Annotated in this window: 15 protein-coding genes; 10 read left to right on the forward strand and 5 right to left on the reverse strand. The window is 64.9% G+C overall.

The features are described 5' to 3' along the window. The first annotated feature begins 31 nt into the window (after positions 1 to 31). Positions 32 to 1,057 (forward strand): alcohol dehydrogenase AdhP, encoded by a 1,026-nt coding sequence (adhP, locus tag E4K64_RS08620; RefSeq protein ID WP_135163128.1) that lies wholly within the window; start codon positions 32 to 34, stop codon positions 1,055 to 1,057. Positions 1,058 to 1,061: 4 nt separating this feature from the next. Here adhP and E4K64_RS08625 read toward each other — a convergent pair whose 3' ends face one another. The 3 genes from E4K64_RS08625 to E4K64_RS08635 are packed head-to-tail and all read right to left on the reverse strand — an operon-like array spanning position 1,062 to position 2,284. After that, complete coding sequence (locus E4K64_RS08625) at positions 1,062 to 1,475, reverse strand: GFA family protein (protein ID WP_135163129.1); 414 nt, start codon at positions 1,473 to 1,475, stop codon at positions 1,062 to 1,064. Positions 1,476 to 1,487: 12 nt separating this feature from the next. Continuing rightward, positions 1,488 to 1,952, reverse strand: a complete 465-nt coding sequence (locus E4K64_RS08630) for an SRPBCC family protein (protein WP_135163130.1) — start codon at positions 1,950 to 1,952, stop codon at positions 1,488 to 1,490. Next, positions 1,949 to 2,284 (reverse strand): ArsR/SmtB family transcription factor, encoded by a 336-nt coding sequence (locus tag E4K64_RS08635; RefSeq protein WP_135163131.1) that lies wholly within the window; start codon positions 2,282 to 2,284, stop codon positions 1,949 to 1,951. Before E4K64_RS08635 ends, E4K64_RS08630 begins: the two co-directional genes overlap by 4 nt. Before the next feature lie 105 nt (positions 2,285 to 2,389). On the opposite strand from E4K64_RS08635, the gene E4K64_RS08640 reads away from it, so the two are divergent. The 6 genes from E4K64_RS08640 to E4K64_RS08665 all read left to right on the forward strand — a co-directional run bounded on the left by E4K64_RS08640 (position 2,390) and on the right by E4K64_RS08665 (position 8,488). Then, complete coding sequence (locus E4K64_RS08640; RefSeq protein WP_135163132.1) at positions 2,390 to 3,076, forward strand: TetR/AcrR family transcriptional regulator; 687 nt, start codon at positions 2,390 to 2,392, stop codon at positions 3,074 to 3,076. Further along, complete coding sequence (locus tag E4K64_RS08645) at positions 3,073 to 3,990, forward strand: HlyD family secretion protein (protein ID WP_235884603.1); 918 nt, start codon at positions 3,073 to 3,075, stop codon at positions 3,988 to 3,990. Before E4K64_RS08640 ends, E4K64_RS08645 begins: the two co-directional genes overlap by 4 nt. Next, positions 3,987 to 4,919 (forward strand): ABC transporter ATP-binding protein, encoded by a 933-nt coding sequence (locus E4K64_RS08650; RefSeq protein WP_135163133.1) that lies wholly within the window; start codon positions 3,987 to 3,989, stop codon positions 4,917 to 4,919. Before E4K64_RS08645 ends, E4K64_RS08650 begins: the two co-directional genes overlap by 4 nt. Beyond that, positions 4,916 to 6,079: an ABC transporter permease gene (locus E4K64_RS08655; RefSeq protein WP_135163134.1), complete on the forward strand. Its 1,164-nt coding sequence runs from the start codon at positions 4,916 to 4,918 to the stop codon at positions 6,077 to 6,079. Before E4K64_RS08650 ends, E4K64_RS08655 begins: the two co-directional genes overlap by 4 nt. 29 nt (positions 6,080 to 6,108) lie before the next feature. Then, a complete protein-coding gene (locus E4K64_RS08660) occupies positions 6,109 to 7,416 on the forward strand; it encodes an adenylate/guanylate cyclase domain-containing protein (RefSeq protein ID WP_135163135.1) in 1,308 nt (435 codons plus the stop codon). A 157-nt stretch (positions 7,417 to 7,573) separates the two neighbouring features. Next, on the forward strand, positions 7,574 to 8,488 hold the full coding sequence (locus tag E4K64_RS08665) for a PhzF family phenazine biosynthesis protein (protein ID WP_135163136.1): 915 nt from the start codon (positions 7,574 to 7,576) through the stop codon (positions 8,486 to 8,488). A gap of 119 nt (positions 8,489 to 8,607) precedes the next feature. Here E4K64_RS08665 and E4K64_RS08670 read toward each other — a convergent pair whose 3' ends face one another. Both E4K64_RS08670 and E4K64_RS08675 read right to left on the reverse strand, forming a co-directional pair. Then, the gene (locus tag E4K64_RS08670) at positions 8,608 to 9,069 is read right to left on the reverse strand and encodes a DUF488 domain-containing protein (protein ID WP_135163137.1); all 462 of its coding nucleotides are present in this window, start codon (positions 9,067 to 9,069) and stop codon (positions 8,608 to 8,610) included. Positions 9,070 to 9,230: 161 nt separating this feature from the next. Next, a complete protein-coding gene (locus tag E4K64_RS08675; RefSeq protein ID WP_167771891.1) occupies positions 9,231 to 10,052 on the reverse strand; it encodes a DUF72 domain-containing protein in 822 nt (273 codons plus the stop codon). A 117-nt stretch (positions 10,053 to 10,169) separates the two neighbouring features. On the opposite strand from E4K64_RS08675, the gene E4K64_RS08680 reads away from it, so the two are divergent. The 3 genes from E4K64_RS08680 to E4K64_RS08690 all read left to right on the forward strand — a co-directional run bounded on the left by E4K64_RS08680 (position 10,170) and on the right by E4K64_RS08690 (position 12,200). Beyond that, positions 10,170 to 10,550 (forward strand): hypothetical protein, encoded by a 381-nt coding sequence (locus E4K64_RS08680; RefSeq protein ID WP_135163139.1) that lies wholly within the window; start codon positions 10,170 to 10,172, stop codon positions 10,548 to 10,550. A gap of 71 nt (positions 10,551 to 10,621) precedes the next feature. Further along, entirely contained in the window at positions 10,622 to 10,825 is a 204-nt protein-coding gene (locus E4K64_RS08685) for a hypothetical protein (RefSeq protein ID WP_135163140.1), read from the forward strand. A gap of 241 nt (positions 10,826 to 11,066) precedes the next feature. After that, positions 11,067 to 12,200 (forward strand): glycosyltransferase family 2 protein, encoded by a 1,134-nt coding sequence (locus E4K64_RS08690; RefSeq protein ID WP_135163141.1) that lies wholly within the window; start codon positions 11,067 to 11,069, stop codon positions 12,198 to 12,200. The last annotated feature ends 1 nt before the right edge of the window (position 12,201 follow it).

The raw sequence follows: 12,201 nt of genomic DNA on the forward strand, positions 1-12,201 counted from the left end.
GTCTGCTTCACAACGCGCAAAGGAGCAGCAGATGCCGACCATGAAAGCCGCAATCGTCAAGCAATTCGGCAAGCCATTGGTGATCGAGGACGTGCCGGTGCCGCAGCCCGGTCCCGGCGAGGTTCTGGTCAAGGTGAAGGCCTGCGGCGTCTGCCATACCGATCTGCATGCGGCCTCCGGGGACTGGCCCGTGAAACCGGTTCCGCCCTTCATTCCCGGCCACGAGGCGGCCGGCATCGTCGCCGCGCTCGGGCCCGGTGTAAAGAATCTGAAGGTGGGAGATGCCGTCGGCGTCGCCTGGCTGCACGATGCCTGCATGGCCTGCGAATATTGCGAGACCGGCTGGGAGACCCTGTGCGAGCACCAGCACAACACCGGCTACAGCGTCAACGGCGGCTTCGCCGAATATGTCATCGCCTCGGCAGCCTTCGCCGCAAAGCTGCCGGCGACGGTCGATTTCGCTGCCATCGCGCCGATCCTGTGCGCCGGCGTCACCACTTACAAGGGCTTGAAGGAAACGGAGGCCAGGCCCGGCGAGTGGGTGGTGATCTCAGGCGTCGGCGGGCTTGGTCATGTCGCGATCCAGTACGCCAAGGCAATGGGGCTCAAGGTCGCTGCCGTCGACATCGCCGAGGACAAGCTCGCGTTGGCGCGCGAAACCGGCGCCGATCTCGCGGTCAATGCGCTCGCGGATGGCGCGGTGGAAAAGGTGCTGACGGCAACCGGCGGCGGGGCTCACGGCGTGCTGGTGACGGCGGTCTCGACCGCCGCGTTCGGCCAGGCGCTGAAGATGGTGCGCCGGAAGGGCACCGTCAGTCTCGTCGGCCTGCCGCCGGGCGAATTCCCGACGCCGATCTTCGACGTCGTGCTCAAGCGCATCACGGTGCGCGGCTCGATCGTCGGCACGCGGCGCGACCTCGAGGAAGCCATCGCATTCGCAGCGGAAGGCAAGGTGAAGGCCGAGGTGACCAAGGTGCCGCTTGCGCAAATCAACGACGTCTTCGAGCGTATGAAGGCCGGCAAGATCGACGGCCGCATGGTGCTGGATTTCGGCTAGCGCCTCATCCGGGCGGCATGCCTGCGAACTTCAGCAGGCTGGGGTCGATCTGATCCCAGTCATGGCCGCGCGCCGCGAAAGTGATCGCCTGCGGCTTGTAGCGGGCGGGCTCGTCGAGGCTTGCGGCGCGGATCGTGAAGACGTCGGGCTGCGCCGCGAAGGTCATATACACGGCCACGCCGCATTGCGTGCAGAATCCCCGCGTCTTCACGTTGCCGCTGTCGGCGACCATGTCCCAATGCCTGGCCTCGCCAGTGACCGTGACGCCGGCCCGCGCGAACGTCGCGTACGAGCCATGGCCGCTGCCGCTTTCCCGCTGACAGTCCCGGCACTGACAATGATTGCTGAACAGGGGCTCACCCAGAATCGAATAGCGGATCGCGCCGCAGGCGCAGCCGCCGGTATAGGGCTTGTCCATGGTGATGCGTCCTTACTTGTCTTCGCCGGAGATGGCATCGAGCCGCTGCAGCACCTTGACCCAGCCGTCGCTCATGTTGCGATAAGCGGTATCGTTCTTCGGCGTCACGAAGCCCGAATGCACCACGCGCACGCGCGTGCCTGCTTCAACCGGGGTGAGCGACCAGGTGACGACAGTGTCGAGCGCCGAGCCGTAACCGGTATTGCTCTCGTCGCCGCCCTCCCAGGCATAGGCAAAGCGCTGGTTCGGCACGACCTCCAGAACGCGGCAATGGATCGTGCCGTCCCAGGCGCCGGCCGGATTGGTCTTGAAGGTGAAGGTGTTGCCCTCGACGGCCTCGAAACCGGTCGGCGGCATCAGCCAGCGCGCAATCAACTGGGCGCTGGTCAGCGCCTTCCAGATCGTCGCGACGGCGTGAGGGAAGACCTCGTCGATGACGATGTCTTGGGTTTGGACTTTGGAAGCAACGGCACTCACGGATCGATCTCCTTCAACAGGTCACGCAGGTTCTGGAAGCGCTCGCGCCAGAACACACCGTAATGGTCCATCCAGGTGACCAGGGGCTCGAGCCCCTGCGGTGCGGCGCGGTAATAGACGTTGCGGCCCTCGGCGCGCTCGGCGACGAGGCCCGCCTGCTTCAGCGACTTCAGGTGCTGCGAGACCGCGCCTTGGGTCACGCCGCTGCCGCGCGTCAGCTCGGCGACGCTGATCTCCTTGCTCTCGAACACGCGCTCGAACACGGCCCGCCGCGTCGGGTCGGCGAGGGCGCGCATCACGGTGGTGACGGGGTTTGGGGCAGCTTCGGTCATGGCGTTAAATTAGTATACGCTAATTCATTAGTCAAGGCTAATTTGTGCATCTTGCTCAAGCTCCTTACGCTTGACGATGACTGACTAGTCAGTCATAAATGGTCCATGACGAAGAAATCGACCAGGCTCGCCAAAACGTCTGCAGAGGGTGGAGACCATCCATCCGCGACCCGCGCGGAGATGCCCGCGTCGAACCGCGCGGCGCGCGCGCTGGAGCGGCGCGCGGCGATCGTCGAGGCGGCGATGGAGGAATTCATCGCCCGCGGCTTTGCCGCGACGCGGCTCGACGACATCGCCAAGCGCGCCGGTGTCGCCAAGGGCACGATCTATCTGCACTTCAAGGACAAGGAATCGATGTTCGAGGAGCTGGTGCGCATCGTGATCGTGCCGGTCGTGGCGCGGCTGACTGCGCTGCCACCGCCGACGGGCTCGGTGCGCGACCTCATCGAGGCCTTTGCCGGCAACTTCCTCAAAGAGGTCATCGGCACCAGGCGCGGCGATCTGGTGCGGCTGATCGTGGCGGAGGGGCCGCGCTTTCCGGCCGTCGCCGACTTCTACTACCGTGAGGTCGTCTCGCGCGGCATCGCCGCCATGCGGGGGCTGATCGAGCTCGGCATCGCCCGCGGCGAGATCCGCCAGAAGGACCTCGCGCGCTATCCGCAGATCCTGGTCGCGCCGGCGATGATCGCGGTGATCTGGCAGAGCCTGTTTGCGCGGCATGCGCCGCTCGACGCGCAGGACATGCTGCGCGTCCATCTCGATCTGATTTTTGGCGAACGGAGGACGACATGAGGTCGTCGCGAACCATTTCTCACCTCATCCTGGGGAGCGCGGAACGCGCGTCTCGAAGGATGCAGGCCCGGCTGCGGCTCCTCGCCCTTCGAGACGCCGCTGCGCGGCTCCTCAGGGGGAGAGATCGACAGCAATATCTGCCGCGCCTTTGCTCGATCGTGGTTCTGGCGCTCGCGACCTCGCTTGCCGGGTGCAATGAGAAGCGCGATCCCGGCTTCCAGGGCTGGGTCGAGGCCGACATGATCTTCGTCAGTCCGGACGAAGCGGGACGGGTGACGAAGCTCAATGTCCGCGAGGGCGACGAGGTCAAGGTCGGCGACGCCCTCTATTCCGTCGATGACGATCTCCAGCGCGCCGATCTCAACCAGAACAAGGCGACGCTGGCGAATGCGCAGCAGACCTATGATCGCGCGGCCTCGCTGAGCAAGTCCGGCTCGGGCACGCAGGCCAATCTCGACTCCGCCGTGTCAGCGTTGCGTGTCGCGGAAGCGCGGGTGGCGACGTCGGAAACGCGGATGGCGCGGCGCAAGGGCTTTGCGCCCGTTGCCGGCACCATCCAGCAGATTTATTTCCGCGAGGGGGAGATGGTGGCGGCGCAGCGGCCAGTGCTGTCGATCATGCCGCCCGGCAACATGAAGCTGCGCTTCTTCGTGCCGGAGACGGCGCTGCCGAAGCTTTCGATCGGCGATACGGTGCGCGTCTCCTGCGACAATTGCGCGGCCGATCTGACCGCAAAGATCTATTTCATCGCGACCTCGGCCGAATACACCCCGCCGGTCATCTACAGCCTCGATGAGCGCAGCAAGCTGGTCTATCTGGTCCAGGCGCGGCCCTCGCGCCCCGACGCGCTACGGGTCGGCCAGCCGATCGACATCTATCTCAACCCCAAGACTCCGGTGGCGGACAAGCGATGAACGGCGGCAATGGCATCGCGATCGACGTCAAGGGCCTGAGCAAATCGTTCGGCGGCCGCGAGGTCGTGCACGATCTGTCGATGCAGGTGAGGCGCGGCTCGATCTACGGATTCCTCGGGCCGAACGGCTCCGGCAAGACCACCACCATCCGCATCCTCTGCGGGCTGCTCACGCCCGACAGCGGCGAGGGCACCTGCCTCGGCTACGATATCCGGCGCGATGCCGAGAAGATCAAGCGCCAGGTCGGCTACATGACCCAGCGCTTCAGCCTGTATCAGGATCTCTCCGTGCGCGAGAACCTCGAATTCGTCGCGCGGCTCTACGGCCTTGCTGACGCGCGCGGCGCCGCACGCGACATGGTCAAGCGGCTCGGGCTCTCAGGGCGCGAGGAGCAGCTTGCGGGCGAGCTTTCCGGCGGCTGGAAACAGCGGCTGGCTCTCGGAGCCTGCACGCTGCCCAATCCGCAATTATTGCTGCTCGACGAGCCCACCGCCGGCGTAGACCCCAAGGCGCGGCGCGATTTCTGGAACGAGATCCATGCGCTCGCCGCCGAGGGCCTCACCGTGCTGGTCTCGACCCATTACATGGACGAGGCCGAGCGCTGCCACGAGATCGCCTACATCGCCTATGGCCACCTCCTCGCCAACGGGACCGTGGACGAGGTGATCGCGAAATCCGCGCTGACGACCTACACGGTGACGGGCGAGGACCTCAACGCGCTTGCGGCCGAGCTCATCGGCAAGGCGGGGATCGACATGGTGGCGCCGTTCGGCTCCTCGCTGCACGTTTCGGGGCGCGACGTCGCCGCGCTCGAAACCAGCATCGGGCCGTGGCGCGAAAGAAGCGGCCTGCACTGGCAGAAATCGCATCCATCGCTGGAAGATGTCTTCATCGAATTGATGAACCGCTCCAGGGACAATTTCCAATGAGCACCATCCAGGCAACCGGCCCCGAACGGGGGATCCGCGACCGCTTCGGCTTCTGGCGCCGCACCTATGCCATGATGGCGAAGGAGTTCATTCAGCTTCGGCGGGACCGCGTCTCGTTCGCGATGATGGTGGCGATCCCGGTGATGCAGCTTCTGTTGTTCGGCTATGCCATCAACACCACGCCGCACCATCTGCCGAGCGCGGTGCTAATTCAGGAGGAATCCGATCTCGCTCGCTCGGTCCTGAAAGCGTTGGAGAATACCGCCTATTTCCGCTTCGTCTACGAAGTGCACGACGTGGACGATTTCGACAACCTGCTGAAGTCCGGCAAGGTGCTGTTCGGCGTCGAGATCCCGCGCGGCTTCGAACGGGCGGTGCGGCGTGGCGACAAGCCGGCGCTGCTGGTCGCAGCCGACGCGACCGATCCGGTCGCCGCAAGCGCCGCACTCGGCTCGCTCGGGATGCTCGTGCAGACCGCTCTCCAGCACGACCTCTATATTGGCGATGCGCCGGCACTGCCGTTCGAGATCCGGGCGCATGCACGCTACAATCCGGCCGCGGAATCGCGGCTCAACATCGTGCCGGGACTGGTCGGCACCATCCTTACCATGACCATGCTGATCTTCACCGCGCTGTCGGTGACGCGCGAGATTGAACGCGGCACCATGGAAAGCCTCCTGTCGATGCCGATCAAGCCGGTCGAGGTCATGCTCGGCAAGATCATTCCCTACATCCTGGTCGGCTTCATCCAAGCCTTCCTGATCGTCAATATCGGAGTGTTCCTGTTCGGTGTGCCGGTGCTCGGCAATCTGCTCCTGCTGGCGGCACTCTCGACCCTCTTCATCGCCGCAAATCTCGCGATTGGCTACACGTTCTCCACCATCGCGCAGAATCAGCTGCAGGCGATACAGATGTCGTTCATGTTCTTTCTGCCGAGCATTCTGCTGTCCGGCTTCATGTTTCCGTTCGCAGGCATGCCGGTCTGGGCGCAATATGTCGGCGAATGCCTGCCGCTGACCCATTATCTGCGCATCGTCCGCGCCATCATGTTGAAGGGCGCGACGATGCAGAATTTGCACTTCGACACGCTGGCGCTGGCGGCTTTGATGTTGCTCGCCATGACCATCGCCGTGACGCGCTTCCGCCGTACGCTGGATTGAGGCACAATGCCCCGGAATCGAGGGGCGGAATGGCCAAGTTTGCAAGCAGGAAGACGCGGCAGCATGCCGTGCTATCGGAGGATTTCGAGCGCGAGCTGACGCGGGAGGTGTTGCGTACCGAGCTGCTGCGGGTGCGGGCGCTGATCGCGACGGGCTGCGTCATGATGCTGTTGCTCACCGCGATCAATCTGATCGACCCCAGTGTGGTGAACCGGGTCTGGCGTGGAACGGAAGGCATCTTCGAGGTCTACGGCCTCCTGGTCGGCTTCATCCTGTTCGAGGTCTGGGTCCACACCCAGATCAGGAAGAACCTCCGGCTCGATCGCGACCTGCCGGTGGTCAGGCGCTATATCGGCACGCTGATCGAGACCTCGCTGCCCACGGTGATCCTGGTCCTGCAGACCCGGACCATGGGCGCAAGCCAGGCGATCGGCTTCGCCGTGCCGCTGATGTACTTCATCTTCGTCATCCTCTCGACCCTGCGGCTCGACTTCTGGCTCTCGGCGTTTACGGGTTTCGTCGCCGCGGCCGGGCTTCTCTCCGTCGCGCTGCTCTACAACGCGGCCGACGAGACCGGCGAACCGCTGATCTATTTCCACGCCGTGCGCAGCATCGTCATCCTGATCTGCGGCGTGCTGGCGGGCGCGGTCGGCGCTCAGCTGCGCCGCCAGTTCGCCGCGAGCATTGCGGCGGCGACCGCGCGCGACCGGGTGACGAACCTGTTCGGCCAGCACGTCTCTCCGCAGGTGGTGGAGCGGTTGATGGCGGCGGGCACCAGCGGGGGCGGCGACGTCCGCCGCGTCGCGGTGATGTTCGTGGATTTTCGCGGCTTCACCGCCGGCGCGCGATCGCGCAGCCCGCGGGAGGTGGTCGACCGGCTCGACGGCGCCTTTGCGGTGCTGGTGGACATCCTCGACCGTCACGGCGGCATCGTGAACAAGTTCCTGGGCGATGGCTTCCTCGCTTTGTTCGGCGCGCCGCTGGAGGCCTCCGACGCCGCGCAGCGTGCGGTTGCCGCTGGCCGCGAGATGCTACAAGCGATGGACCGCATCAATGCGCAGACGAACTGGCCGCTGCGCATCGGCATCGGCATTCATGTCGGCGAGGTCGTCGCCGGCAATATCGGCTCACCCCGCCGCAAGGAGTACACCGTGATCGGCGACACCGTGAACTTCGCCTCGCGGCTGGAGGCGCTGAACAAGGAGTTCGGCTCGCAGCTCTTGATTTCCGCGACCGTGCGCGAGGCGCTCGGCGAGGCCGGCAGCGATGCGGTCGCGCTCGGCGAGGTCGAGGTGCGCGGCTACGAGCAGAAGGTGCCGGTGTTTCAGCTGGGGTAGCGCGCCTTCACAGGTCACTCCCGCTTCATCGAAGCAGAGTCGCGCTGGCGATTGCTCCGATTGCACCGAATTTTGGGGCATGACGAGCGATATCGCCGGCTTGTAGACTGCCGGCGATGCGGCCGGTTGCGGCCGCGACTTGCATGGGGAAGTGACGATGCAGCGCCGCTACATCACCGTCGACGTATTCACCGACCGCGCCTTCGGCGGCAACCAGCTCGCCGTGGTGCTCGACGCCGGCGGGCTCACGACGGCGCAGATGCAGGCGATCGCCACCGAGTTCAACTATTCCGAGACCACCTTCGTGCTGCCGCCGCGCGACAAGGCCAACGATGCGCAGGTGCGCATCTTCACGCCGGTGCAGGAGCTTGCCTTTGCGGGCCATCCCAACGTTGGCACCGCCTTCGTGCTCGCCTCGATGGCGAAGGAGCCGAAGGCGCGTCTGCTGTTCGAGGAGAAGGCCGGGCTCGTGCCCGTCGACATCGTGAGAGAGCAGGGCCGGGTGACCAGGACCGAGCTGACCGCGCCGCAGCCGCTGGAGCGGCTCTCACGACTGTCGGCTGCCGAAGCCGCGAGCTGCATCTCGCTCGTCGCGGACGACATCAAGACAGACATTCACGAGCCTGAGATCGTTACCGTCGGGAATGCATTTCTGGTGTTGGAGCTGCATTCGCGCGAGGCGCTGAAGCGCGCTCGGCCAAATGCGGCAGCCTACGGCGAGGTCTTGCCGCGCGACGGGGCCCGCTCGGTGTGGTTCTATACGCGCGACGTGCCCGCGGCGGAGGTGCCTTGCGAACGCCAGGCGCGGATGTTCATGCGCGGCGCCAGCGGTCTCGTCGAGGATCCCGCCACCGGGAGCGCGACGGTCGCCGCGGCCGCGCTGTTCGCCGATCTCGATCCCGTGCGCGACGGCGAGCTCAAGCTCACCATCGGCCAGGGTTTTGACATGGGCCGGCCGAGCTTCCTGCTGACGCGCGTGCGCAAGCAGGACGGCAAGATCGTCTCGGCCCATGTCGGCGGCAGCTGCGTGCAGATGATGGAAGGGACGTTTAGGCTCGCGGGGGAGGGCTAGGGGTAGCCGTCATTCCGGAGCAGCGCGAAGCGCTGAGCCCGGAATCCATTTGTCCGCCGACTCTGCCGCTTGATGGATTCCGGGTTCGCGCTACGCGCGCCCCGGAATGACGCCCGCAACTACACCTGCCGTCCCGCCAGATTCTTCACCGCGACCCCATCGCGTTCCTCGATGATCTCCGCGATCATCTGGCGGTGGCAATGAGTATGGTCGCGCTCATAGCAGAGCAGGCACACCGGGCCCGCCTTCTTCACCAGCGCCGAGAGCTCGTCCATCGCTTCCCTGGCCTCGGGCGCCTTCAGGTGCTTTGAAAAAATTCTCTCGAGCACGTCGTATTGTCCGCTGCGTGCGGCGAGGCGGCCTTCCCTGGGCGTGCCGAGCGCGGCGAGGTGGACATAGGCGATGCCGCGTTCGTCGAGCCCCGCCGCAAGCTGCTTCTTGGAAAAGCCCGGCCGGCGCGACGACGTCACCGCGCGCACATCGACCACGAGCTTGACGCCGGCCCCTTCCAGCTCGTCCAGCACCGCCTTGGACGGCGTCTGTTCATAACCGATGGTGAACAGCTTTCTCGCCTTTGCCATGGACCACCTCAAGTTATGACAGGGCCGTCATGCCCGGGCTTGTCCCGGGCATCCACGTTCTTCGTGCCGCGCAGCAGATCGTGGATGGCCGGGACAAGCCCGGCCATGACGTGTGGAGGCTTCGGTGCTCTCAACTACAAGCGACAAAGGCCATAGCTCGCTCAGCTCACCCGCGCGATCAGTTCCATGGCGCCGGCCGGTGCGCGCACCTTGCCCTCGTGGATGACATAGGCGAACACGTCGCGCGGCTCTTTCTTCGGCTTGGCTTTGTCAACTTTCGGCAGGTCGTCCGGTTCACCGCCCGAAGCCCAGGCTTGAAAGCGCTCGGCCCAGGCATCGAGCTGCTTCGGCGGGTAGCAGGTCTTGATCTCGTCATTGCCCTTCTGAAGCCGGGCATAGACGAAATCGCCGGCAACATCGGCGATGGCGGGATATTTGCCGTGCTCGGCGAACACGACAGGCGTCTCGAATTCGCGGATCAGCGCCACGAAATCCGGCGTGCAAAAACTGTCGTGGCGGACCTCGACGACGTGGCGCAGTGCGCGCCCGGCGAGCTTGCGCGGCAGCAGCTCCAGGAACTTGCCGAAATCGGCGCCGTCGAATTTCTTGGTCGGCGCGAACTGCCACAGCGCCGGCCCAAGATGATCGCCGAGTTCCAGCACGCCGGAATCATAGAAGCGCTTGATGGAATCGCCTGCTTCCGCCAGCACGCGGCGATTGGTGGCAAAGCGCGGTCCCTTCACCGAGAAAACGAAACCGTCGGGCACCTCGCTCGCCCATTTACGAAAGCTCTCCGGCTTCTGCGAGCCATAATAGGTGCCGTTGATCTCGATCGAGGTCAGCTTCGAGGCCGCATAAGATAGCTCCTTCGCCTGCGCCAGCTTCTCCGGATAGAACACGCCGCGCCAGGGCTCGAAGGTCCAGCCGCCGATTCCGATGAAGATGTTGCCGGATTTTTTGGACGCGGTTTTTGCTTTGGCCACGGAGGATCTCGCATCGACGGGGAGGGAAGACTTCATCCTAGTCAAACGAGATGTGATTGGCCAGTTCTCGCCTCCAGTCTAAGCTCGGCAGTGCGATCTACGAAAAAGGAGAACAAGATGCGGATGCTGATGCTGGGAGCGGCGCTCGGCATGATGACATCTGCCGCCATGATGTCCTCGGTCATGGCGGATGACGACGGCGCCAAGGGCGCGCAGAAGCTCGCCCAGCAGGGCCGTGACGATTACTGGCATTGCCTGGCGCGGGAATATTCGCGCGACAGCAATCAGGGAATGACGGAACAGGATTTTAGCCGCTCGGTCGCGGGCGCCTGTCGGTCGGAGCGGCAATATTACCGGGTGGCGCTGCTCGACTATCTCACCACGCAATATCCTGAGATCGATGCCGGCGCCCATCTCGCGACCGCAAACAGGGCGGTGGAATCCGCGCAGAAGGACATCGTGACGGCGTTCGTCAAGCACAGGCCACCGCCGAAGTAGGGCCGTGGCCCTTCCGGCTCCGCGCGCATCCGTGGTATCACAGGGCGCATCTGGAACAGGGATGGGTTTCCATGGCGTCTGAGTCGGTGGGGGGCATTTTGGGCGCGATCGTTGCCGCGGTCGTGCTTGCGGTCGCCGTCGTGTTCGGGCCGATCGGCCAGTACGGCAAACCGCCCAAACCGGCGAAAGCCGAGCAGGCCCCGACTGCGGCACCCGCAGCCCCCGCCGCGCCCGCTCCGCGCGGCCCGATCATCCGGGAAGTGCCGAACCAATAGGGCTTAAAGTTCCGGTTTCCGGCCCCTTGCGGAGCTGTCTTGTCGTTCCTATCTAGGTTCTAACGGCGACGTTGAGCGAAAACTCCGGCGCTGGGACGACCTTGGAATAGCTTAGGCTTGCGCCGGATGTACGCGCGGCCCGCCGTTCCGGGGTCGTTGGCATTTTAGGCCCCCTTTTGGGGCTTTTCCCACAGACCTCCCGGCTTGGCAGCGCAGGATGCGGCAGATATACGCTGCCGTCATGAATGAAGCGATCAGACCGGGCTCCGACAACCCGCTACAGGCCCAAGAGGGCCCGGAACTGTCGGTCATCGTCCCGACCTTCAACGAGCGCGACAACGTCACGGTGCTGTACCGGCGCCTGGAGGCGACGCTCGCCAACGTCGCCTGGGAGGTCGTGTTCGTCGACGACAATTCGCCCGACGGCACCTGGGACGTCGTGCGCGCGCTGGCGCAGCAGGACAGCCGCGTGCGCTGCATCCGCCGCATCGGCCGCCGCGGTCTGTCGGGCGCCTGCATCGAGGGCATCCTGGCGTCCAGCGCGCCCTTTGTCGCCGTGATCGATGCCGACCTCCAGCACGACGAGACGCAGTTGCCGAAGATGCTGTTGCTGCTCGCCAGCGACCAGGCCGATCTCGTGGTCGGCAGCCGCTACATCGAGGGCTACAAGAGCGAAGGCTTCAACAAGCAGCGCGCCGGCGCCAGCGCGCTGGCGACCGAGGTCGCGAGGAAGATGCTCCGGGTCGAGATCGCCGATCCCATGAGCGGATTCTTCATGATCCGCCGCGACCGGTTCGAACAGCTCGCGCCGAAGCTGTCCGTGCACGGTTTCAAGATCCTGCTCGACGTCGTCGCGACCGCGCACGGTGGCTTGCGGGCTATCGAGATTCCCTACACTTTCGGCGCCCGCCAGCACGGCGAGAGCAAGCTCGATTCCATGGTCGCGCTCGACTTCCTCGGTCTCGTCTTCGCCAAGCTGACCAACGACGTCGTCTCGCTGCGCTTCATCCTGTTCGCGATGGTCGGCGGCATCGGCCTCGTGGTGCATCTGACCACGCTGTTCATCGCGCTTCAGCTGTTCAAGGCGCCGTTCGCGGAGGCGCAGGCCGCCGGTGCCATCGTCGCCATGACCAGCAATTTCATCCTCAACAACTTCCTCACCTATCGCGACCAGCGGCTGAAGGGGTTTGCGCTGCTGCGCGGCCTGATCGCCTTCTACATCGTATGCAGCGTCGGCCTGCTCGCCAATGTCGGCGTCGCCTTCTCGGTCTACGACCAGGAGCCGATCTGGTGGCTGGCCGGCATGGCCGGCGCGCTGATGGGCGTGGTGTGGAACTACGCGATGTCCGGACTGTTCGTCTGGCGCAAGAAATAGC

The organism is Bradyrhizobium frederickii, from assembly GCF_004570865.1.
Lineage (GTDB): Bacteria > Pseudomonadota > Alphaproteobacteria > Rhizobiales > Xanthobacteraceae > Bradyrhizobium > Bradyrhizobium frederickii.